General features: G+C 72.1%; 22 protein-coding genes. 11 read left to right on the forward strand and 11 right to left on the reverse strand.

Translation table 11 applies throughout. The features are described 5' to 3' along the window. Window positions 1-60: 60 nt before the first annotated feature. The 4 genes from ACH4U8_RS17880 (at window position 61) to ACH4U8_RS17895 (ending at window position 3,750) form a co-directional block, all read left to right on the forward strand. A complete protein-coding gene (locus ACH4U8_RS17880) occupies window positions 61-1,275 on the forward strand; it encodes a glycosyltransferase 87 family protein (protein WP_395778696.1) in 1,215 nt (404 codons plus the stop codon). A gap of 110 nt (window positions 1,276-1,385) precedes the next feature. Beyond that, window positions 1,386-1,844 (forward strand): DUF5304 family protein, encoded by a 459-nt coding sequence (locus tag ACH4U8_RS17885; RefSeq protein WP_395778698.1) that lies wholly within the window; start codon window positions 1,386-1,388, stop codon window positions 1,842-1,844. A 154-nt stretch (window positions 1,845-1,998) separates the two neighbouring features. Continuing rightward, window positions 1,999-2,937: an ROK family glucokinase gene (locus tag ACH4U8_RS17890; protein WP_360304974.1), complete on the forward strand. Its 939-nt coding sequence runs from the start codon at window positions 1,999-2,001 to the stop codon at window positions 2,935-2,937. Window positions 2,938-3,039: 102 nt separating this feature from the next. After that, entirely contained in the window at window positions 3,040-3,750 is a 711-nt protein-coding gene (locus ACH4U8_RS17895) for an endonuclease/exonuclease/phosphatase family protein (protein WP_395778699.1), read from the forward strand. 15 nt (window positions 3,751-3,765) lie between these two features. On the opposite strand, the gene ACH4U8_RS17900 is transcribed toward ACH4U8_RS17895, so the two are convergent. From ACH4U8_RS17900 to ACH4U8_RS17910, 3 genes are all read right to left on the reverse strand, one after another. Beyond that, entirely contained in the window at window positions 3,766-5,604 is a 1,839-nt protein-coding gene (locus ACH4U8_RS17900) for a protein kinase (protein WP_395778701.1), read from the reverse strand. 84 nt (window positions 5,605-5,688) lie between these two features. Further along, window positions 5,689-6,540, reverse strand: a complete 852-nt coding sequence (locus ACH4U8_RS17905; RefSeq protein ID WP_395778703.1) for a hypothetical protein — start codon at window positions 6,538-6,540, stop codon at window positions 5,689-5,691. 7 nt (window positions 6,541-6,547) lie between these two features. After that, window positions 6,548-7,327 (reverse strand): alpha/beta fold hydrolase, encoded by a 780-nt coding sequence (locus tag ACH4U8_RS17910; protein ID WP_360304982.1) that lies wholly within the window; start codon window positions 7,325-7,327, stop codon window positions 6,548-6,550. Between the two features lie 372 nt (window positions 7,328-7,699). Here ACH4U8_RS17910 and ACH4U8_RS17915 point away from each other — a divergent pair, with 372 nt between their 5' ends. The 4 genes from ACH4U8_RS17915 (at window position 7,700) to ACH4U8_RS17930 (ending at window position 11,544) form a co-directional block, all read left to right on the forward strand. Further along, window positions 7,700-8,488, forward strand: coding sequence for a lysophospholipid acyltransferase family protein (locus ACH4U8_RS17915; protein WP_395778705.1), 789 nt, complete (start codon window positions 7,700-7,702; stop codon window positions 8,486-8,488). A gap of 32 nt (window positions 8,489-8,520) precedes the next feature. Beyond that, window positions 8,521-9,669: a MacS family sensor histidine kinase gene (gene macS, locus ACH4U8_RS17920; protein WP_395778707.1), complete on the forward strand. Its 1,149-nt coding sequence runs from the start codon at window positions 8,521-8,523 to the stop codon at window positions 9,667-9,669. Then, window positions 9,666-10,370, forward strand: coding sequence for a response regulator transcription factor (locus ACH4U8_RS17925; RefSeq protein WP_360304988.1), 705 nt, complete (start codon window positions 9,666-9,668; stop codon window positions 10,368-10,370). The genes macS and ACH4U8_RS17925 overlap by 4 nt, the downstream gene beginning before the upstream one ends. 148 nt (window positions 10,371-10,518) lie before the next feature. Further along, entirely contained in the window at window positions 10,519-11,544 is a 1,026-nt protein-coding gene (locus ACH4U8_RS17930) for a 6-phosphofructokinase (protein ID WP_395778709.1), read from the forward strand. A gap of 24 nt (window positions 11,545-11,568) precedes the next feature. Here ACH4U8_RS17930 and ACH4U8_RS17935 read toward each other — a convergent pair whose 3' ends face one another. From ACH4U8_RS17935 to ACH4U8_RS17950, 4 genes are all read right to left on the reverse strand, one after another. Beyond that, window positions 11,569-12,921, reverse strand: coding sequence for a hypothetical protein (locus ACH4U8_RS17935; protein WP_395778711.1), 1,353 nt, complete (start codon window positions 12,919-12,921; stop codon window positions 11,569-11,571). Between the two features lie 156 nt (window positions 12,922-13,077). Beyond that, window positions 13,078-13,527, reverse strand: coding sequence for a nitroreductase family deazaflavin-dependent oxidoreductase (locus ACH4U8_RS17940; protein ID WP_360304994.1), 450 nt, complete (start codon window positions 13,525-13,527; stop codon window positions 13,078-13,080). 35 nt (window positions 13,528-13,562) lie between these two features. Further along, window positions 13,563-14,456 (reverse strand): phosphotransferase family protein, encoded by an 894-nt coding sequence (locus ACH4U8_RS17945; protein ID WP_395778713.1) that lies wholly within the window; start codon window positions 14,454-14,456, stop codon window positions 13,563-13,565. A 296-nt stretch (window positions 14,457-14,752) separates the two neighbouring features. Continuing rightward, entirely contained in the window at window positions 14,753-16,615 is a 1,863-nt protein-coding gene (locus tag ACH4U8_RS17950; protein ID WP_395778715.1) for an anthranilate synthase family protein, read from the reverse strand. Window positions 16,616-16,904: 289 nt separating this feature from the next. Between ACH4U8_RS17950 and ACH4U8_RS17955 the strand changes: the two genes are divergently transcribed. Then, on the forward strand, window positions 16,905-18,239 hold the full coding sequence (locus tag ACH4U8_RS17955) for a class II 3-deoxy-7-phosphoheptulonate synthase (RefSeq protein WP_360305000.1): 1,335 nt from the start codon (window positions 16,905-16,907) through the stop codon (window positions 18,237-18,239). A gap of 76 nt (window positions 18,240-18,315) precedes the next feature. After that, window positions 18,316-19,341 carry a GntG family PLP-dependent aldolase gene (locus tag ACH4U8_RS17960; RefSeq protein ID WP_360305002.1) on the forward strand — a complete coding sequence of 342 codons (1,026 nt, stop codon included), beginning with the start codon at window positions 18,316-18,318 and terminating at the stop codon, window positions 19,339-19,341. 20 nt (window positions 19,342-19,361) lie between these two features. Here ACH4U8_RS17960 and ACH4U8_RS17965 read toward each other — a convergent pair whose 3' ends face one another. From ACH4U8_RS17965 to ACH4U8_RS17980, 4 genes are all read right to left on the reverse strand, one after another. Then, window positions 19,362-19,682, reverse strand: a complete 321-nt coding sequence (locus ACH4U8_RS17965) for a (2Fe-2S)-binding protein (protein WP_360305459.1) — start codon at window positions 19,680-19,682, stop codon at window positions 19,362-19,364. A 167-nt stretch (window positions 19,683-19,849) separates the two neighbouring features. Continuing rightward, window positions 19,850-20,332 (reverse strand): bacterioferritin, encoded by a 483-nt coding sequence (gene bfr / locus ACH4U8_RS17970; protein ID WP_360305004.1) that lies wholly within the window; start codon window positions 20,330-20,332, stop codon window positions 19,850-19,852. 160 nt (window positions 20,333-20,492) lie between these two features. Beyond that, the gene (locus ACH4U8_RS17975; protein WP_395778716.1) at window positions 20,493-20,966 is read right to left on the reverse strand and encodes a hypothetical protein; all 474 of its coding nucleotides are present in this window, start codon (window positions 20,964-20,966) and stop codon (window positions 20,493-20,495) included. Beyond that, complete coding sequence (locus tag ACH4U8_RS17980) at window positions 20,963-21,631, reverse strand: RHS repeat-associated core domain-containing protein (protein ID WP_395778718.1); 669 nt, start codon at window positions 21,629-21,631, stop codon at window positions 20,963-20,965. Before ACH4U8_RS17980 ends, ACH4U8_RS17975 begins: the two co-directional genes overlap by 4 nt. 186 nt (window positions 21,632-21,817) lie before the next feature. Between ACH4U8_RS17980 and ACH4U8_RS17985 the strand changes: the two genes are divergently transcribed. Continuing rightward, a complete protein-coding gene (locus tag ACH4U8_RS17985; RefSeq protein WP_395778720.1) occupies window positions 21,818-22,462 on the forward strand; it encodes a sulfite oxidase-like oxidoreductase in 645 nt (214 codons plus the stop codon). Window positions 22,463-22,541: the final 79 nt, after the last annotated feature.

Below are 22,541 nucleotides of genomic sequence, written 5' to 3' on the forward strand. Positions count from 1 at the left end.
CACCCGCGGAGCTTGTTACGCAGTCCGTCCGGGGTCCTGTGGGCCATCGCATCGGTCTGGGTGGCGACCCGACTCCTGCTGTTGCTCACCGCGATGGACGTGGTGCCCAATCCGTGGCCGTTCGTGACCGGCGACGCGCGGGCCATCTATCGCGAGTGGTTCCACGTGCTGCGCTCGGGGACCTTTCCGGCGGACGACGTGCGCTGGCAGTACCCGCCGGGTGCGGCGGGGGTGCTGCTGCTGCCCGGGCTGCTGCCGTTCGACTACGCGACGTCGGTCTACCTGGTGATGGTCGTCGCCGACGCGGTGGTGTTGTGGTTGTTGGCGCGGACGATCCGGCGCGGGGGCCTGCCACACGGGGCGGCCCTGTGGGTCGTGGCGGTGCCGTTGCTCGGACCGATAGTGCTCGCTCGCTACGACCTCGCGGTGACCGCGCCGACGGTGGCCGCGCTGCTGCTGATCGGTGGCCGGCGCGGCGATCGCACCCGGCTCGCGGGTCTGCTGGCGGGGGTCGCGACGGCGGTCAAGGTTTGGCCGGTGCTGATCTTCGTCGGCCTGCGCGGGCGGACCCGAACGGCCCGGGTGTACGGCTGGACCCTGCTCGGCGGCGCGGCCGTGGTGCTCGGCTGGGCCGCCGTGTTGCCCGGCGCGTTCGCGTTCGTGGGCTTTCAGCGCGAACGCGGCATCGAGGTCGAGTCGGTGTTCGCGATGGGCTTCCACCTGGCGACCCGGTTCGGCTGGAGCGGTGAGGTGCGGGAGAGCTACGGTTCGCTGGAGTTCCACGGCCCGTACGTCCTGGCGGTCGGCCGGCTCGGCCTGGTCGCAGGCGTGCTCGGTTTCGGTTGGCTGGTGTGGTGGCGGGTGCGGGCGCGTCGGTTCACCGGCGCGACGGCGTGCGACGCGGCGCTGTGCGCGGTGCTGATCTTCGTGGTGACCAGTCGGGTGATCAGCCCGCAGTATCTGGTGTGGCTGATCGGGCTGGCGGCGGTGTGCCTGGTGCGGCCGGACACCACACAGCGTCCGGTGGCCGTGCTGCTGCTGTGTGCGATGCCGCTCACTGTGCTCGAATTCCCGATCTGGTTCGGTGAGTTGCTCGGCTCCCGGCCGCACGCGGTGCTCGCCCTCGGGTTGCGCAACGCGCTGCTGGTGGCGGCGACGGTGGTGTCGGGCCGGCGGTTGTGGCGGGCGAGTCGGGCCGTCGGGGACGTGGCCGGGGCGGGGGAGCGGGCGGCGCCGGGCGGTGCCGATCGGCGGCCGGCGGAGACCGCCGTGTAGGGGCCGGGCTCGGTTTCGTGCCTCGTGGGCTTGCCGAGGGGCGCGGTTCCGCCTTCGGCGGTGCGCCGTCGTGTTCGCGTTGCGCCGCGGGAGCGCGGACAATGCGTCGGATGGATCCTGATGAGCGGGTGACGGGCAAGGGCGGGGCAAAGGACGACGCGGGTGCGTGGGCGGACAGCACGGATCGGGTGCCGCCGGCCGATGCGGACGCCGGGGACGCCGACGATCGAGTGCGTGCCGAGCGGGACGGCGGCGAGCGGGCCGATCCCTGGGCGCGGCTGGGGGAGGAGGCGCGCAGGCTCGCCGACTCGTTGAGCGGGGGCGACAAGGGGGACGAGGCGCCCGCCGCGCGGTTGGCCGAGGAGGCGCGCAGGTTGGCCGAGACCCTCGTGGAGCAGGCCGACGCGGTGCGCGAGCAGGTCGTGCGCAGGCATCCCGAGGTCGCCGCGCACCTGGCCGCGGCCGGGGCCGAGTTGGCGTCCGCGTACCGGGCCTTCGTCGGCGATCGCGAGCGTCGGTGGGCCGCGAAGCCGGCCGAGACCGAGCGGATTCGGCTCGACGACGAATAGCGCGAGTGCGCGCCCGGGCGTGGTCGGGTGCCCCTCCGCCGGCCCGTGAGCGGGCATCCCCGCGGTGACCTGCGGGCGTACGGGTGGGGTGGACCCGGGGAAGGGACCAGTACGATCCGTTGCGGGCAATGCACGCGAACGAGCTTGGGACGACATGGGACTCACGATCGGTGTCGACATCGGTGGCACCAAAATCCTCGCGGGCGTGGTCGACGCCGACGGGGTGATCCTCGATCGGCTCAAGATCGCCACCCCCAAGGACGCCGATGGCACCGCGCAGGTGATCGCCGAGGCGGTGGACACCCTGCGGCAGAACCACGTCGTGGAGGCGGTCGGGCTCGGTGCGGCCGGCTTCATCGGCGCGGACCGGTCGACGGTGCTGTTCTCGGCCAACGTCGGCGCGTGGGTCGGCGAACCGCTGCGGGACCGGATGGAGGCGCTGATCGGCCTCCCGGTCGTGGTGGAGAACGACGCCAACGCGGCCGCGTGGGGCGAGGTCCGCTTCGGCGCCGCCGCGGGTCACACCAACGTGATGTGCGTGACCGTCGGCACCGGCATCGGCGGGGCGATCGTGTTCGGCGGCGAGTTGTACCGGGGCGGCGGCGGGATAGCGGGTGAGCCCGGACACATGCGGGTGGTTCCGAACGGCATCGCCTGCCCGTGCGGCAACTACGGCTGCTGGGAGCAGTACGCCAGCGGCAGCGCGCTGACCCGCTACGCCCGCGACCGCGCGGCCGGCATGCCCGAGGCCGCGGAGAAGCTGCTCGCGCTCGGCAACGGCACGCCCGCCGGCATCCAGGGCCCGCACGTCACCCAGGCCGCGCTGCTGGGCGACCCGGTCGCGCTCGCCGCCTTCCGCGAACTGGGCACGTGGCTCGGCCAGGGCTTGGCCGACCTGTCGGCGGTGCTGGACCCCGCCGCGTTCGTGATCGGCGGCGGTGTCTCGGACGCGGGCGACCTGCTGCTGGTCCCCGCCCTGGAGACCTACCGCAGTGTGCTGCGCCGGGGCCACCGGCTCGGCGCCGAGGTCGTGGTGGCCTCGCTGGGCAGCGACGCGGGACTGGTCGGCGCGGCGGACCTGGCCCGGCACTGACCCGTACCGCGACTTCGCGTGCGACACACCGCCCGTGCGTCGGGCGGACGGACGAGCCGGTCGATCCGGGCGAGCGGCCGGAAACCGGGCAAGGGGGCTCCTGTGACTGTCGGTACCGGTGAGATCCGGGTCATGTCGTACAACGTGCGTTCGTTGCGCGACGACCGGGAGGCCGTGGTGCGCATCGTTCGACACTGCGCGCCGGATCTGCTGTGTGTCCAGGAGGCGCCGCGATCGTTGCGGTGGCGGCACGCGGTGGCCCGGTTCGCACGCGAGTGCGGCCTGGTGGTGATAACCGGCGGGGGCACTGCGGCCGGCCCGCTGTTGCTGGGGGGTCTGCGGGTGCGGGTGCGCCGGGCGCAGGACGTGTTGTTGCCGCGTACGCCCGGGCTGGGGCAGCGCGGGATGGCCGGCGCCGTGGTCGAGGTGGGCGGCGCGGAATTCGCGGTGGCCGCCACGCAGTTGGGCCTGGACGCCGCCGAGCGCTCGGCGCACGTCGAGCTGGTGTTGCGCCGGTTGGCCGGGCTCGGTGTCGAACACCGGGTGCTGGCCGGGGACTTCAACGAATCGGCCGGTCGGCCCGGGTGGGACCGGCTGGCCGAGGAGTTGCAGGACGGCTACGCGATCGCGCCCGACGGCTCGGAGTTCACCTCGCCGCGCCGCGATCCCGGTCGCCGGGTGGACGGCGTGTTCGCCTCCGGGGGCATCGAGGTGCTCGGGTGCGGCGTGCCCGACGATGTCACGGACGCCGAGTACGCCGCGGCCTCCGACCACCGCCCGGTGCTGGCCGTCCTGCGGGTGCCCGCCGGCTGAGGGTGGGGCGCGGGGTCAGGGCTGGAAGCTGGCCATGAAGCCGGCCAACAACTCCTGGGTGGCCGGGTCGTTCCAGACCGCGTCCGGGGTGTCCATGTAGAGCGAATAGCCCCGGCCGGACGGGACCGTGAAGCCCAGGTTGAGCACGTGGTGCCTGACCGAACTGCCGTAGGTGAAGTGCCAGGCGGCGGCGGGGTAGTCGCGGTACGTCGCCTTCTCGATGGACACCTTTTGGTAGTTGGGGAAACTGCGGCGTACGTCGGGCTCCAGATCCTTCCAGTCCTGGACCGGGTCGGTCGGCGAACTGGGCACGGTGTCCACGTTGAGCTTGAGCGTGCGCTCCGCGTTGGCGAAGAACTCCTGCGACTGGTCGGTCTTGACCTTGCTCCACCCAGGGGGCAGGCCGATCCGGTAGCCGGTGGTGTTACCCGTGTACGAAGTCCAGCCCGCCGGCAGGCCGTTCGAGCCGGTCGGCGGTGGCTCGGTCGGCGGTGTGGTCTGCGCGGGTGGGCTGCCGGCCCCGGTTTGCGGCGGTTCGGTGTTCGGCGGCGGCTGGGTGAGTGAGCCCGCCGCCGGGGCGGACGCGGCGCTGCTCGGCGAGGTCGATGCCGACGGACTGTCCTGAGGGACGGGCGAGTTGGTGTCGCCGGTGCCCTTCGCGGTGGGCTTCTTGTCGTCCCCGGGGGCGATCAGGAAGAGGATCAGGCCGATCACGACGCCGAAGACCACCAGGGCCGCGATCGCGGCCGGCAGCGGCAGCCGGGGCCAGGTGCGGGCCGGGCGCTCGGATGTGTCGGGTGGTGCGGGGGGTGGGACGAGCGGGGACGCCATCTCCGCGTCGCCCCGGGGTATTTCGTCCGGATCCGGCTCGATCGAGCGCATCGCGGGCACCGCCGCGGGTATCGATTCGGCCGTCGACTCCGCCCTCGACGCCGGCTCGGGTTCCACCGCCGGCGCCTTCGGTGCGGGGCGGGGCAACAGCGGTACCGGCGGGAGCGGCAGCACCCGGGTGGCCGAGTTCTCCTCCCGGATCTTGCGCAGGGCCTCCCGCAGCATGGCCTCGGCCTCCGCCGCGTCCGGCCGCTCCTGCGGGTCCCGGGCCAACAGCGCGCGCAACACCGGGTCGAGCGCGCCCGCGTGCTTGGCCGGCGCCGGCTCCTCGCTGACGATCGCGGTCAGCGTGGCCAGCGGCGTCGAGCGCTCGAAGGGGGCCTTGCCCTCGACCGCCGCGTAGAGGGTGGCGCCGAGCGACCACAGGTCCGAAGCCGCCGTCGGATTCAGGCCCTTGGCCCGTTCCGGCGGAATGTACGCCGGCGCGCCGAGCACCACGCCCGACTGGGTCACCGACGAGTCGCCCTCGACCACCGCGATGCCGAAGTCGCTGAGCACGGCCCGGTCGTCGAGCGTGATCAGCACGTTGCCGGGCTTGACGTCCCGGTGCAGGATGCCGGCCGCGTGTGCGGTGCGCAGTGCGTCGATCATGGTCAGGCCGATCTCGGCGACCCGGTCGGCGGCCATCGGGCCGTCGGCGCGAATCAGCTCGGCCAGCGAGCGCGAGGGCACCAACTCCATGACGATCCAAGGCCGATCGTCCTCCTCGACCACGTCGTAGACGCGGACCACCGAGGGGTGGCTCAGCCGGGCGGCGGCGCGCGCCTCGCGGGCGGCGCGCTCGCGCAGCCGGGCCCGCTCGGCGTCGTCCGCCCCCGGCTGCGGCAGCATCTCCTTCACCGCGACCTCGCGGCCCAGGACCTGATCCCGGGCCCGCCAGACCGCACCCATGCCGCCTCGCCCGAGTCGGTCGGCGAGCAGGTAGCGCTCGCCGATCAGGCGTCCCTCGTTATCCGCGTCCACGCAAGGAAGGTACCCGGACCCGGACTCGGAATGCGGGATGACGTCTCGTCGAAACCCGCCGCCGCCGACCCGGGTGACGCCGAGTCAGACCACCGCGCCGTCGTCCGGGTCGTCCTCGTCCCGATCTCGCCGCATCCGTGCCACCAGCGCGACGAATCCGCCGGTGAACGCGGCGAACGCGGCGAACGAGGTCCACGGCCCGACCGGGCGGCCGAGCAGCACCGACACGAGCAGGTAGAGCGGACCGCCCACCAGCGCGATCCAGGCGACCTTGGTGGCCGCGTCGGTCTTGGGCAGCGGGGGCGGCGGAGGCGGGACGAAGTGTTCCTCCGGGTCCTCGTCCAACTCGTCGATCACCGGCGATCCCGGTGGCGCCAGCGAGTAGTCGCGCGGCCCCGCGGCGGGCACCGCGACCTTGAACGACCCGTCGGTGGGCGGCTCGTCGCGCTCGGGACGCTCGCCGCCCAGGTCCTCGGCGACCGGCCAGCGCGGGACCGGGTCGGCCACGTCGGTGTCGAAGGACGCGACGATCTGCGCCCACACCTCGTCGTCGCCCGGGCGTTCGGCGGGTGTCGCGGCCTCGGCGGGCTCGGCCCGCTTCGCCGGTTCCGCCCGGTCGGCGCCCTCCGCGCGCAGCGGATCCACCTGGGGGATGTCGGCGGGTCCGCCCGTCGCCTCCTTGGCCCGGGAGCGGGGCGAGGAGGGCTCGGTCAGCGAGCGCAGGATCGCCCGGGCCCGCGACGTCGCCGTCGCGTCCACCCACAGCCGTTCGATCTGTTCGGGTTCCTCGTCCGCGTCCCGAGGCTCCAACGTCGAGACGTATGCCGCGACCCCCGCTTCCCGCAGGGCGACCAGCATCACGTCCGCCGCCTCGGGGTCGAGGTCGGTCAGGGGCTTGAAGGACTCCGCGTCGAGTCCGTTGCCACGTCCGCGCACCGTTCGTTCAGTCCCTCTCGGCCGTCTCCGGAGTCCGTGCGTCCGGCGCGAGCCGGTGTACGAACTCCAGGCTGGATGCGAAGATCCGTTCCGCGTCGTGATCGAGCGTCGCCACGTGGTAGCTGTCGTTGAGCAGGACGTCGGTGACGTCCGTGGAGGAGATCCGGGCCAGCACCGTCTCCGAGTTGGCCGGCGAGACCACATGATCGTGCGGGCTGTGCAGGAGCAGCACCGGCTGGGTGACCTGTGGCAGATCGGCGCCGACCACACGCCAGAAGCGGGACAGCGAGTACGCCGCCTTCACCGGCGTGCGCGGATAGGCGAGCTCCACCGAGCCCTCCTTGCGGATGTCCGACGCGATGCCGGGCACCGACGGTATGACGTGGCGCAACACCGGCAACAGCCTGACCTTGGGGTCGTCGGCCTGTACCGAGGGATTGACCAGCACCAGGCCGGCCACTTCGTCGCCGTGTTGCTGGGCCAGCCGCAGGGCCAGACCGCCGCCCATCGACAGGCCCATCACGAATACCGTGTCGCAGCGCTCGCGCAACCGGTCGAACGCGCGGTCCACGGCCGCGTACCAGTCCTGCCACGTGGTCAGGTTCATGTCCTGCCAGCGGGTGCCGTGCCCGGGCAACAGCGGCAGCGACACGGACAGACCGGCCTCGGCGAGGTGTTCGGCCCACGGCCGCATCGACTGCGGCGTGCCGGTGAAGCCGTGGCACAGCAGGACGCCGACGGGGCCGCCGTCGTGGTGGTGGGGCTCGGCACCGGGCAGGATCGACACCAACGGGCTCCTTCGGGGTGACGGGCTTGGCGAGACGGGCCGACCGGGTGGTCGGCCCGAAGGTGTGCCGGCCGGTGGACGACGGCGATACAGGTTCCATAACGGGGTCGGACGGCGAGTGGTTCCGCCTACTACTCCCAACACCCGGGCGCTCCGGAATCGTCCCACGGGGGTGCGCGATGCGTACAGCGGCGCGACGCCGGTCGCACCCGTCCCGGGATGCCCGCCTTCGTCCCGGGGCGCGATCCGGCTCCGGGCCCCGTGCGCCCGCTTTCGCCGCCCGCGCCCGGGGTCGGTCGGACCTGGCCGTACCGGGGTCCGGGCGGGAAGGCATGCTCTAGGGTTCGTCCTGTCCCGAGGAGGAGGTCAGGGTTGTTCTACCGGCTGATGAAGATGATCGTCGGCCCCGTGTTGAGGCTCTTCTTCCGCCCCTGGGTGGAGGGCGAGGAGCACATCCCGGACCGGGGCCCGGCCATTTTGGCGAGCAACCATCTCTCGTTCTCGGACTCCTTCTTCCTGCCCGTCGTGGTCCCGCGGCGGATCACCTTCCTGGCGAAGTCGGACTACTTCACCGGACGCGGGGTCAAGGGCCGGCTCACCGCCGCGTTCTTCAAGGGCGTGGGCCAACTCCCGGTGGACCGCACCGGTGGCCGGGCCAGTGAGGCCGCGCTGAACGCCGGACTCAAGGTGCTGCGCGAGGAGCACCTGTTCGGCATCTATCCCGAGGGCACCCGTTCGCCGGACGGCCGGCTGTACCGGGGCAAGACCGGGATCGCCCGGCTCGCGCTGGAGTCGCACGCCCCGGTGATCCCGGTGGCGATGATCGACACCGAGAAGATCCAGCCGCCCGGCAAGATCGTGCCCAAGGTGATGCGGGTGGGGATCAAGGTCGGCGAGCCGCTGGACTTCTCCCGCTACGAGGGCATGGAGGACGACCGCTTCATCCTGCGCGCGATCACCGACGAGATCATGTACGCGCTGATGGAACTGTCCGGCCAGGAGTACGTCGACACGTACGCGGCCGATGCCAAGAAGCGGATCGACGAGGCCCGCAGGCAGGCGGCCAAGGCGGCCGAGAAGACGGACGCCACCGATCCGGAGGCCGGCGCCGCGGCCGACCCGAACGACGCGTCGGGCGGTTCCGGCCGACCCGCCGCCTGACCGGGCGCACTCGGCACATCCTGGGGGTTCACGTGGGGGTCGAACAGTCGCTCTGGCGGGCACTCACGGTCTTTCGGGTGCTCGCGCTGAGCTACGCGGTCGTGCGTTACGCGCAGGTGGCGGACGAGTACCGCTATCCGGCCGGCGGCTGGGCCATCATGGCGCTGCTGACCATCTGGACGGCGGCGACCGCGTACGGCTTCCGCAGCCCCGGGTTCCGCGCGCCGCCGCTGCTGATCATCGACGTGTGCGTGGCGGTGAGCTGTGTGCTGGCCACCCGCTGGCTGGACGACCCGGAGCGGATCGCCCAGGGCACCATGACGCTGCCCACCGTGTGGGCCTCGGCGCCGGTGCTGGCCTGTGCGATCAAGGGTGGTTGGCGCACCGGTGCGCTGGCCGCGCTCGCGATCGGCGCGTCCAACGTGGCCGAGCGCGGCGCGCTCACCGCCGACAACCAGCACAACACCGTGCTGTTGCTGCTCGCCGGCGGCGCGGTCGGCTACGTGGTGCAGATCGCCCGGGTCAGCGAACAGGCGTTGGCCCGCGCGCTGCAACTGGAGGCGGCCACCCGCGAGCGGGAGCGGCTGGCCCGGGACATCCACGACAGCGTGCTCCAGGTGCTCGCCCTGGTACAACGCCGCGGGGCCGAGATCGGCGGTGACGCGGCGGGCCTGGGCAGGCTGGCCGGCGAGCAGGAGGTGGCACTGCGGCAACTCATCTCGGCGACGCCCGCCCGGATCGAGTCGGCCGACCTGCCCGGCTCCGGGGAGGGCGGCGACCCGGCCCGACAGGATCTGCGGGTGTTGCTGGGCGCGTTCGCCGGCGCGCGGGTGACGGTGTCCTCGCCGGGTACACCGGTCCTGCTGCCGACGCCGGCCGCGCGCGAGGTGACCGCGGCCGTGGCGGCGGCCCTGGACAACGTGCGTCGGCATGCCGGCGAGCAGGCCAACGCGTGGATCCTGGTCGAGGACGAACCGGACGAGATCGTGATCAGCGTCCGGGACGACGGCTCGGGGATGGCCCCGGACCGACTGGCGACCGCCCGGGCCCAGGGCCGGTTGGGCGTGGCCCAGTCGATCGAGGGCCGGGTGCGCGATCTCGGCGGCACCGTGGTGTGGTCGTCGGTGACGGGAGAAGGCACCGAGTTGGAGTTCCGGGTGCCCAGGCAGGGGAGCGGATGAGCGACACGAGTACACCCACACCGACCGCCGAACCGGCTTCGACGCCGCTGAAGGTCCTGGTCGTCGACGATCATCCGATGTGGCGCGAGGCGGTGGCCCGCGACCTCGCGGCGGCCGGCTACGACGTGGTCGCCACCGCCGGCGACGGCCCCGAGGCGATCCGCCGGGCCCGGGCCACCTCGCCGAACGTGGTGATCCTGGACCTGCACCTGCCCAAGCTGCCGGGCGTCGAGGTGGCTCGCGAACTGGTCCGGCAGGACCGCTCGGTACGGATCCTGGTGTTGTCCGCGAGCGGCGAGCAGGAGGACGTGCTGGAGGCGGTCAAGGCGGGCGCGACCGGATACCTGGTCAAGTCCGCGAGTCGCGAGGAACTGGTCGACGCGGTGGGCCGGACCGCGGTCGGGGACCCGGTGTTCACTCCCGGGCTGGCCGGGCTGGTGCTCGGCGAGTTCCGTCGGATGGCCACCGACCCGCCGCGCAAGGACGCGGACAAGGGCCCGGCCGCGCCGCGGCTGACCGACCGCGAGACCGAGGTGCTGCGGATGGTCGCCAAGGGCCTGTCCTACAAGCAGATCGCCCAGCGGTTGTTCCTGTCCCACCGCACCGTGCAGAACCACGTACAGAACACCTTGAACAAGCTGCAACTGCACAACCGGGTCGAACTCGTGCGCTACGCCATCGAGAAGGGCCTGGACGACTGAGGCCGTCGGAGCGAGCGCGCCCGGACGCGGGCCGATCGATGCGATCAAGTCGGGTACCTCGAACGGGTGGTGGGAAGAGTCGAGGTGGCTTCTCGCACCGGTAGCGTGGGCCGCGAATCGTGCCGGACGGAAGAAATCGGAGATTTCGATGCGTGTCGGAGTACTGACCGGCGGCGGCGACTGCCCGGGCCTGAACGCGGTGATCCGGGCGGTCGTCCGCAAGGGCGTCCAGGACTACGGGTACGACTTCATCGGCTTTCGGGACGGCTGGCGCGGCCCGCTCGAGGGCGACACCATGCCGCTGGACGTCAAGGCCGTACGCGGCATCCTGCCGCGCGGCGGAACCATCCTGGGCTCGTCCCGGACCAACCCGATCAAGGTCGATCGCGGCATCGAGCGGATCCGGGAGAACCTGGCCAAGTTCGAGGTGGACGCGCTGGTGGCGATCGGCGGCGAGGACACCCTCGGCGTCGCGACCCGCCTGCACGAGCACGACGTCAAGGTCGTCGGGGTGCCCAAGACCATCGACAACGACCTCAACGCGACCGACTACACCTTCGGCTTCGACACCGCGGTCAACATCGCCACCGAGGCGATCGACCGGCTGCACACCACCGCCGAGTCGCACCGGCGGGTGTTGATCGTCGAGGTGATGGGCCGGCACGCGGGCTGGATCGCGATCCACTCCGGGATGGCCGGCGGCGCGAACGTGATCCTGATCCCGGAGCAGAACTTCGACGTCGAAGAGGTCTGCGGGTGGGTGGAAAGCCGCTTCCGGACCAACTACGCGCCGATCATCGTGGTCGCCGAGGGAGCCATCCCGCTGGCCGGCCAGATGGTCACCAAGGACCGGACGCTGGACGCGTTCGGCCACGTCAAGCTGTCCGGCATCGGCGACTGGCTGGCCTCGGAGATCGAGAAGCGCACCGGCCACGAGGCGCGCACCACCGTGCTCGGCCACGTGCAGCGCGGCGGCACGCCCACCGCGTTCGACCGCTGGCTGGCCACCCGGTTCGGCTTCCACGCGATCGACGCCGTCAACGCGGGCGACTGGGGCCGGATGGTCGCGCTGCAGGGCACGGACGTGGTGACCGTGCCGCTGGAGGCGGCGACCCGCGAACTCAAGACCGTGCCGGCGGCCCTGTACGACGAGGCGAAGGTGTTGTTCGGCTGATCCGCGAGCACGGATGACGCCGAGTCAGGCGTCGGGTCCGAGTCCGGCCCCGACGCTCTGCCGGCGGTTCTTGCGCGCGAAGTGCACGATCGTCGCGCCGAGGCCGGCCAGCGCGACCCAGACCGCGACGGTGGCCAGGGTGAACGGGTCGTTCTCGTCCTCCTTGCGCTGCCCGGCCGCCGAGTCCGGGGCGGTCGGCGGCAGTTCGGGGCGCAGCCGGGCAGTGCCGCCCGGCGCGCCGGGGTTGGGCACGTGGAAGACCTGGAAGTCGCTGCGGGAGACGAGCCGGGCCGGTACCTGTCCGGGCGGGCCGCCGCCGGCCAGCACCGCGAGGTCGCCTCCGGCCACCGGGGAGCCGGCCGGGATCGACACCCGGATCGCGATGGTCGCCAACTCGCCCGGCGGCAACGGACGTTGCTCGTCCCAAGAAGTCGGCGACAGGGCTCCGGACAGGTGCGCGCTGCGACCGTTCGCCGGGTCGGTGAGCAGCGTGAGATCGACCGGGTTCCAGCCGGGTCGGTAGGAGTCGTAAGCCTCGACCACCACTTGTCCGGGCGTGATCGGCGACTGGCCGGTGGTGAATATCAACTCCGGCCGCACCCCGGCCAGCACCCGGTCGGTGTCGTTGGAGAGGGTGAGTCGGAACTCGGCGGCGCCGCCGCCCGCCCGCAGCCAACCGGGCACGCCGGTCAGCGCGAACGTCGCGCCGGAGCCGCGCCGTTGGGTCGGCAACACCTTCGCGACGCCGCCCATACGATCCGGCGCCGCGTCGGGCACCGACGGGCCGCGGGTCTCGCCGGGCGGCGGCGGGCGGGTGGGCAGGCCGCCGTCCGGCCCGAGCAACATCGTCTCGGCGAAGAAGCCGCTGGTGAAGCGTGGTTCGCCGGCGCCGGCCGGAGTCCCCTGGCGGGGACCGACGCCGACGCTGACGAACTGCGCCGGGACGTTCGCCGCGATCGAGAAACGCACCCGGAACTCGACCGAGGCGCCCGGTGCCAGCCGCCCCGAGGTCTCGCCGTGCCCACCGGGGAACGGCAGCGGCGCGGCGGCGGAGGTGTCCAGCGTGCTGACCACCCAGGTGCCCAGGGTCGGATCCAGCACCTCCACCCGGGCCTGGTGGGGGGCGATCCGGCGATCCCCGGTGATCGTCACCACCGGGGTCAGCGACAACCCGACCGCACCCGTGTTGCGCAGCTTCGCGGTGACCTCGACGGGAGCGGCCGGCCGGATCCGATCCGGCAACCCGATCAGCTCGGCCTGCTGCGTCTGCGCCGACGCCTGGTCGGCGGCGGGATCGGGGAGCGGCGCCGCGTGCGCGACGGGCGAGGCGAGCAGCACGAGGAAGGCCGTCGAGGCGAGACAGCGACGCAGGCGCATGCGGGGTACCCGTCGTAGGAAGGAGCGTGCTCGACCGTCGGGGCGAACGGCCGGAGCCTACCGGGCGGTACGCGCCGGCTCCCACCCATATAACCGGGCGGTACACGCCGGCCCCCACTTTGGACGGAGGGTGCGGGCCGGCCGGTGGATTCCGGCTCAGGAATCGTGTCGATCGTCGGTACGACGCAGTCGGATCACCGGGATGTCCCGCTCGGTCTTGCGCTGGTAGCCCTCGTAGGGCGGGAACACCTCGACCAGGTGCGGCCACACCCGCGCCTTCTCCTCGGGGGAGAGCGTCTCGGCGATCGCGGCGAACCGTTCGGTGCCCACCCGCAGCCATACCCTCGGGTCGGCGGTCAGGTTCAGGTACCACAGCGGGTGGTGGTCCGAGCCGCCGAGCGAGGCCACGATCAGGTGGTCCTCGCCGTCGCGTCCGTGGATCAGCACGGTGCGGTGTCGGACGCCGCTCCTGCGGCCGAGCGTGTCCAGGAGCAGACACGGCGCGCCCTGCATGGTGGTGCCCTTGGTGCCGCCGGACTCCTCGTAGAGCCGGGCCTGGTCGGCGACCCACTTGCGCGGACTGGGTGTTGCGTCGAGGTCGGACATCGGTGCCTCCAAAGGACGGGTTCGGTTGTTGCGGTTCACTCGGGGATCGGCCGGCCGGGCGATCGCATGGGCTCGGGGGAGTACGCGCGGCGGTGGGCCCGGGCCGCGCGGGCCTGGGCGAGGGCGGTCAGGCGGGCGTTCCAGGGGGCCGCGTGGGTGGCGCCGATGCCGCGCGCGCACTGGTTGGTGGCGGCGAAGACGAAGGTCTCCATGGCCTCGCCGGATACCGTGCGCCAGCAGGCGAATCGGTCCGCCCACGAGGCGGCCTGCTCGGCGGTGTGTCCCTCGTCCATCAGCCGGCTGGCCACGAGCGTGACCTCGATCCACGCCGGGCCCCGGGCGGGCTGGGCCCAGTCGACCAGGTAGGCGCGGGGGCCGCGATCGCCGATCAGCACGTTGTGCGGATGCAGATCGGTGTGCAACAGGCTCTCGCCGCGCAGCAGTTCCAACTGACGGCTGGTCAACAGCGAGCGCCAGCGCTCCTCGATCCGCGGCAGCGGCAGATCATGGACGGGGACCCGGCCCAGTCGGCGCAGCGCGTCCGCGACCAGCGGCAGATCCGCGGTGCCGGGCGCGAAATCGGCGTGTCGGCCGACGATGTGGTCGAAGCCCAGGAGCACCCAGTCGTCCAGCCGCACCTCCCAGCGCAGCCGCGGCGAGACGGCCCCCACATGCGGGGCGACCCGGGCCTCCACCCGCTGCTGCGGGATTGCCGGGTGATCGCGCGGGACACCCTTGACGAAGTAGCGGGACCGTTCGGTGGTCACGGTCGCGGCGAACTCGCAGTTGAATCCGGCCCACACCGTGGCGACGGCCAGCACGCGTCCCGCACACCGTTCGACCGCGGCGCGCGCGTCCGTGGGCAGTGCGTCCCAGGGGGTGCGCGGCGCCGTATGGAAGTGCGGCGGCGGGAGCGGCGGGTCAGCCATCGGCTTCCGGTGGCGACGGTGGCAGCGGACGCGGCCCACCGAAGGTCACTCCGCATTTGCGGCAGCGTCTGCGACCGCTCCAGTCGACGGGGTCGTGCGGCGGACAATCGGAGCCCACGGGAACCCCCTCCACTGGAAACCGGTCAACGAACGGGGTCGAGGATCCTCCGCCGCACCGTGGCGAGCAACGCGATTATCGTCGCACGCCGGTGCGACGCCGGGGCCGGGTGCCGGCCGGGTCCCGAGCGCCGCACCCGGTCGTTTCGGGCCGGGCGCGGCGGCTTCGGGAGTCGGCCTCACAGCCCGGCGAGCAACTCCCGCACGATGATCAGGCCGTTGTGGGTGAGCACCGACTCCGGGTGGAACTGCACGCCCGCGAGCCGCATCCGGCTCGACCGCAGGGCGTGTACCAGGCCGCTCTCCGGATCCGCCGCGAACTCGACGTTGGGCACGCCGGCGGCCGGTCGCACCGCCGCGAACGCGTTGTAGAAGCCGACCCGTTCCGGCCGGCCGAAGAAGTCGATGCCGACCTGCTTGCCCTGATACGGCCGCGCCTTGCGGACCAGGTCCAGGCCCAGTTCGCGGGCCAACAACTGGTGCCCCAGGCAGACCGCGAGCAGCGGCCCGCTCGCGTCCAGCCGGGTCCGCAGCAGCGCGCCCATCAACCGGATCTTGCGGTGCGCCGCGTCCCGCGGGTCGCCCGGCCCGGGGCCGAGCACGACCAGCTCGGCGGTGCGCACCCGCCGCGAGGTCACGTCGTCGTACGAGCGGACCTCCACCCGCAGGCCGAGCGTGCGCAGCAGGTGGGCGAGCATCGCGGTGAAGGTGTCCTCGCCGTCCACCACGAGCACCTGCCGGCCCGCCAGCTCGGGGGCGCGCAGCGCGCTCTCGTCGCGCGGACGCAGCCAGAACGGCGCGAGCGCGGTGTTGCGCGCGGCCAACAACGCGCCCACCTCGGGGTCGGTGGCGAGCGTCGCGCCGGTGGTGTGCTCGGCGGCGGGCACCACACCGAGCGCGGCCAGCACCCCGGCCGCCTTCGCGTGCGTCTCGGCGACCTCGTCCTCGGGTCGGGAGTGCCGGACCAGGGTGGCGCCCGCGGGCACCCGCAGCGCGCCGTCGGGGTTGATGTACGCGGTGCGGATCAGGATCGGCGCGTCCAGCGTGCGCCGGCCCAGGTCGTCGCGCCCGATCAGCGCGAGCACGCCGGAGTAGTAGCCGCGCCCGGTCGGCTCGTGTCGACGGATCACCCGGCACGCGTTCTCCAGCGGGCTGCCGGTGACCGTCGGCGCGAACATCGTGCCGCGCAGCACCTCGGCGACGTCGTGCGAGGTGATCCCGCGCAGCAGGTACTCGGTGTGCGTGAGGTGGCCCATCGGCTTGAGGAACGGGCCCTCGACCGCGCCGCCGAGGTCGCACACCGCGCTCATCATCTTGAGCTCCTCGTCGACCACCATGAACAGCTCGTCGATCTCCTTGGGATCGCGCAGGAAGGCCAGCAATCCCTCGCGCGAGGGCCCCTGGGCCGGATGCCGGTAGGTCCCGCTGATCGGATTCATCACCACCTCGCCGCCCACCGAGCTGACGTGCCGCTCCGGGCTCGCGCCGATCAGGGTGAGGTCGCCGGTGTGGATCAGGTAGGTCCAGTAGGCGCCGCTCTCCCGGGTCAGCAGCCGGCGCAGCAGGGTGCCCGCCGTGGCCGGCGTGTAGCCCCGGATGTGGTCGCGGTAGTCGCGCCGGATGACGAAGTTGGCGCCCTCGCCGGTGCCGATCTCGTCCTGGATCACCCGCTTGACGATGGTGGCGTAGGTCTCGTCGTCCACGTCGAAGCCGCCGCCGCGCAGCTCGACCGGGCCGTCCGGCAGCGCCGCCAGTACCTCGTCAAGGGGCAGCCGCAGTTGTCCGGTGACCCGGAGGCAGCGCAGCGGCGTGCCGTCCCGGTGGCACTCGAAGCCGCGCTCGCGGATCTGCGCGTACGGCACCAGGGCGAGCAATTCGTGACCGAGGCCGCCCGCCTGCGACAGCGGGAGGTCGGCGAGGTCGTCCACGTCGACGATCTCGCCGGTGAGCAGCTCGACGTCGGACGAGTGCTCGCGGCGGATCAGCGCGAAGGGCGGCGGGGCCGCGGAGAACAGCGGGGACAGGGCGTCGGCGGTGCGCATGGGTGCTCCTCGGTGGGAAGAGACGCCCTCCCGACCGGGCGATCCGCCGTTGTCCTCCGCTTCCGGGCGCAGCGCCCGGTCCGGGAAAAACAAAGGGCCGCCCTGCCGGGCGGCCGTCGGATCGTCAAGGTGATCGCGAAGTCAGTGGGCCGCCGCAGGGACGGGCCACCAGAAACTCCGATGGAATTCGATCGCAATCACGGCCGCAGCCTAGCGGGCGGGCCGAGTCGGCGTCTCGCTCTCCGGGCGGTGGGTCCAATCGGGTTGCCACTCCGCTTAGTCTTGAGCGGTGACCCTGAACGACATCGAATCCTGGCGTACCCTCCCGGCGGCCCAACAGCCCGAGTGGCCGGACAACGAGGCCCTGGGCTCCGCCCTCGCGGACCTGCGTTCCTATCCGCCGCTCGTCTTTGCCGGCGAGTGCGACCAGCTTCGTGGTCGGCTCGCGTCGGTGGCGAAGGGCGAAGCGTTCCTGCTCCAGGGCGGCGACTGCGCGGAGACCTTCGTCGGCAACACCGCCGACGCGATCAAGAACAAGCTCAAGACGCTGCTGCAGATGGCCGTCGTGCTGACCTACGCGGCCTCGGTGCCGGTGGTCAAGGTCGGTCGGATGGCCGGGCAGTACTCCAAGCCGCGCTCCAGCGGCATGGAGACCCGCGACGGAGTGACCCTGCCGTCCTACCGGGGCGACGCGGTCAACGAGCTGGCCTTCACCGAGGCCGCGCGCACCCCGGACCCCGAGCGGCTCAAGCGCATGTACCACTCGTCCTCCGCGACGCTGAACCTGGTGCGCGCGTTCACCACGGGCGGCTACGCGGACCTGCGCCAGGTGCATGCCTGGAATCAGGACTTCGTCGCGCTGTCGCCCTCGGGTGAGCGCTACGAGCGGCTCGCGGCCGAGATCGACGGCGCGATGCGCTTCATGCACGCGTGCGGGACCGACCCCGAGGAATTCCGCACCGTGGAGTTCTACGCCAGCCACGAGGCGCTGATCCTGGACTACGAGGACGCGCTGACCCGGGTGGACTCGCGCACCGGCGACCTGTACGACGTGTCCGGCCACATGGTCTGGATCGGCGAGCGCACTCGGCAGCTGGACGGCGCGCACGTGGAGTTCGCGTCCCGGATCCGCAATCCGATCGGCGTCAAGCTCGGCCCGACCACCTCGCCCGAGGACGCGCTCGCGCTGATCGACAAGCTGGACCCCAAGCGTGAGCCGGGCCGGCTGACCTTCATCGTGCGCATGGGCGCGGGCAAGGTCCGGGACAACCTCCCGGCCCTGGTGGAGAAGGTGGCCGCGGCCGGCGCGCAGCCGGTGTGGGTGTCCGACCCGATGCACGGCAACACGTTCGAGGCGTCCAGCGGGCACAAGACCCGCCGCTTCGACGACGTTTTGGACGAGGTCAAGGGCTTCTTCGAGGTGCACCGCGCGCTCGGCACCCACCCGGGCGGCATCCACGTCGAGCTCACCGGCGACGATGTCACCGAGTGCGTGGGCGGCGGCGACGAGATCTTCGTCGACGACCTGCACCAGCGCTACGAGACGGCGTGCGACCCGCGGCTGAACCGCAGCCAGTCGCTCGACCTCGCGTTCCTGGTCGCGGAGATGTACCGGAAGAGCTGATCCGGCGCCGACGTGATCGCCGAAGGGCGGACCCTCCCCGGGGTCCGCCCTTCGGCGCGTCTGGAATGCTGCCGGTATGACCTTCACCGACCTGCGCAGCGACACCGTCACCAAGCCCGGCCCCGCGATGCGCGCGGCGATGTCGAACGCCGAGGTCGGCGACGACGTCTACGCCGAGGACCCCACCGTCCGGGCGCTGGAGGAATACGTCGCCGACCTGTTCGGGCACTCCTTCGCGCTGTTCGCGCCGACCGGGGTGATGGCCAATCAGCTCGCCGTGCGGCTGTCCGTGCCGGCGGGCGGTGAACTGGTCCTGGACGCCGACGCGCACATCGTCGCGCACGAGGACGCGGCGGCGGCCTGGCACGGCGGCGTGCAGACCCGGACCACGCTGAGCCCGCGCGGCCTGCTGGAGGTCGCCGACCTGGCCCGGCTGATCCGGGTCGGGAACCCGTACACCGTGGGTACCGACCTGGTCGCGGTCGAGCAGACGCACAACCGGGGCGGCGGTTCGGTCTACCCGCTGGAGCAACTGACCGCGATCCGCGACCTGGTGCACGGCCACGACCTGCCGCTGCACTGTGACGGCGCGCGGATCTGGAACGCGCACGTGGCGACGGGCACGCCGCTGCGGGCGTACGGGGCGCTGTTCGACACGCTCAGCGTGTGTCTGTCCAAGGGTCTGGGCGCCCCGGCCGGCTCGGTGGTGCTGCTGCCCGCCGAGTACGAGGCCGAGGCGCGGCGGATGCGGCACCGGATGGGCGGCGGGATGCGGCAGGCGGGCATCCTGGCGGCGGGCGGGTTGTACGCGCTGCGGCACCACGTCGAGCGACTGGCCGAGGACCACGAGCACGCGCGGGAGCTGGCCGATCGGCTGCGCGACGCGGGCTTCGTGGTGGTCGACCCGGAGACCAACATCGTGCTGGTCGAACTGGGCGAGGGGCAGCCGGACGCGGCCGCGGTGGCGGAGCGCTGCCGGGCGGAGGGGGTGCTGGTGTCGGCGTTCGGGCCTCGGCTGATCCGGCTGGTCACCCACATGGATGTGGACGCGGCCGGGTGCGCGCGGGCCGCGACGGCGATCGCGCAGGCGGCGAAGGGCTGAAAGCCGGCCCGGCGTCGGGCTCAGGCGGCGGTGTGTCGGCGCAGCGGGATCACGTTGTCCGGCACGGCCGCGGCCGCGACGGCGACCGTGGGCATCGGCAGGGCGACCGGCTCGACGGCGGGGGCGCCGGAGCACGCGGTCGTCGCGCAGGTCTCGGCCTCGCCGCACAGCTCGCGACGGCGGCGACGCGACTCGTCCCGGGGCAACATCGCGGTGATGCTCTTGACGCAACGCCCGCAGTCGGTGCCGGCACCGCCGCAGGACTGGGCTATCTCACGCATGCTGCGCGCGCCATCGGCAATCCGGTCGTTCACCTGTTTGTCGGTGACACCGAAACACATGCAGACGTACACGGAGATTCCCCCCAGCGGCGAGGCTACTTAGGTAAGGGTAACCTCAGCGCTCGCCGGGGGGAATACCGGGTGATCGGTGACACAATCCGGCCGGTTGTCCGGATGGGGGTCGCGGTGTCCGCGACGCGTCCCGCGGAGGGTGTCCCGGCGCGCGGTCAGCTCTCGTTCGGCTGCTTGAGCAGGCCCGCGATGTAGAGCTGCTCGCCCACCTCGGAGAGCAGGCCGAGCTGCGTCTCCAGGTAGTCGACGTGCTCTTCCTCGTCGGCGAGGATGTCCTCGAAGATGTTGGCCGAGGTCGCGTCGCCCTTCTCGCGCATCAACGGGATGCCGCGCCGCAGCCGCTCGACGGCCTCCATCTCGACCGCCAGGTCGGCGCGGAACATCTCCTCCAGGTTCTGGCCGATCCGCAGCGCGTTCAGCCGCTGGTAGTTCGGCAGCCCCTCCAGCATCAGGATGCGGTCGGTGAGCTTCTCGGCGTGCTTCATCTCGTCGATCGACTCGTGGCGCGTCCAGGCCGCGAGCTTGATGTAGCCCCGGTGCTCCTGCATCTTCGCGTGCAGGAAGTACTGATTGATCGCGGTGAGCTCCGCGGTGAGCTGTTCGTTCAGAAGCTCGATGATCTGCGGGTCACTGTGCATCGCGACGCACCTTTCGGTGTGGGTGGGACACGGGGGAACCCCGAGCGCGCAAGAGGCAGGAGTTTCCTTCGAATCCTGTCACTTTTGGTAGCACTTCCGCCACGAAGGGCAGCCTTGCCTTCCGATGTCGAACATGTCCCACTCGGCGGGGCCGCCGTGCTCAGCGCGCTCGCCCACTTTCCCGGAGGATTTCCCGGTAGGTCGAGATCGTGGTTCGCCAGTGCTCGTCCCGCCGAACCGCCCGGGTCGGCGCCAGGCGGGGGCCCAGGTCGTTCGAGCAGACGCCGTAGATCTGATCCGCGATGTCGGCGGTGAGCAGGTGCTCGAAGTGGAACGACCCCTCGAACCCCAGCCAGGCGAGCACCGCGCCGTCGGCGCACGCCTGCTCCAGGATCCCGGTGAGCAGCGCGGGCAGGTCCGCGGGCAGCCGCTGGTAGGTGAGATCGCACTCGACGACGACCAGGTCGGGCAACACCGCGTCCGCGTCGTGCGGCACATGCACGCCGACGGCGACCGGAGCCGGGTCCGGCACGAGCGGGTCGGCGGTCGCGGGCGCCGTTCGCGGGCGGACCGCGAAGAGGCTGACCATCGCGTCCACGCCGTCCCAGCGCAGCGCCTGTTCCAATTCGTTCACGACAGCCCCCACAGTGCGGCCTTGGCGGCATCCGGAGCGACGGCGGAGATGACCTTCCCCGCGTACGGCCCGTCCTTGGCGACGAACATTACGACGTCGCGCCCGTTCACCTTGCCGGCGAACGCCTTCGTCATGGCATCGCCCATCCGCCGGTCGAACGTCTTCGTCGGATGGGTCGGGATCGGCGTGGCGGCCTCCTGGAACGCCTTCATCTTCGCGTCCGGGCTGCCCTTGTTCGGCAACACGCCGGGGCCGTCCCTCTCGTCGAACAGATGCCCAATGGCGTGACCGCCGCCGCCGCGCATGCCGTCGAACGCCCTACCCACGGTGTCCTCGGTGAAGCCGACGGCCGGGCATTCCACCAGGCCGAGGGGGTCGATCCCGGACAACGGGTTGGCCACAAAGGCGTACGGATTCGGTCCCGGGGCCAGGCCCAGCGGATCCGCGGACAGATATCGCGCGCTCTCCGGGTCGTAGTAGCGCTGGAAGTTGTAGTGGTGACCGGTCTCCGCGTCGTGATGTTGTCCGGCGAACCGGATCGGGAAGTCGTCGCTCGCGGCGGCGGAGTCCGCGGGCGCACCCCAGAGGTTGTGCGCCGGCGCCCGGACGCCGGCCCCGTCGGCGTCCGGGTACTCCTCGGGAGTGCCCGCGGGATCGCTCGCCACCAGGTGGAAGCGATCCGGCGCGGTGCCCGGTCGGGCGCACGCCTGGGTCAGGACGCGATGCGTTCCCGGTCGGAGGGTGCCGGGGGCGAAGTGCCGACCTCGGGATCACGAATGGTGACTGTCGGTGACCAAGGGTGTGGTAGGGGCGGTCGTTGGTCGGTCGGGGCGTCTGGGACCATGTGAGGTATGGGGCATACGGAAGCGGCACAAGGTGGGACCGAGGCTCCGGACCGCGATCCGCGACTTCCGCCGGGCCAACGCATCCAGCGCGGATGGCCCGTTCTGCACTACGGACCGGTTCCGCGGTTCAAGCCCGAGATATGGGACTTTCGCGTCTTCGGTGCGACCGCCTCGGGGGACAAGCACTGCTGGAACTACGACGAGTTCTCGGCGCTGCCGCACGACACCGTGATCGCCGACTTCCACTGCGTGACCAAGTTCAGCATGCTCGGCAACGAGTGGAGCGGGCTGACCATCGCCAAGCTGCTGGAGATCGCCCCGCCCGCCCCGGAGGTCACCCACGCGATGGTTTGGGCGGAGTACGGCTTCAGCTCGAACCTGCGGATGTTCGACTTCGCGAACGATCAGACCATCCTGGCCACCCACCACAACGGCGAGCCGCTGACCGCCGAGCACGGCTTCCCGGTCCGGTTGATCGTGCCGCACCTGTATGCCTGGAAGGGCCCCAAGTGGGTGCGCGGGATCGAGTACATGGTGGCCGACAAGCGCGGTTTCTGGGAGGAGCGGGGCTACCACAACATCGGTGACCCGTGGCAGGAGCAGCGCTACTCCTACCAGGAGGAGAGCGGTCAGGGCCCGGCGCTGACCTGAGTCGCCCGGAGACCGCGCCCCGTACATACGAAGGCCCCACCCGAGTGAATCGGAGTGGGGCCTTCGCACGTGCCGTGCC

The sequence above is a fragment of the Embleya sp. NPDC020886 genome (genome assembly GCF_044333915.1).
Lineage (GTDB): Bacteria > Actinomycetota > Actinomycetes > Streptomycetales > Streptomycetaceae > Embleya.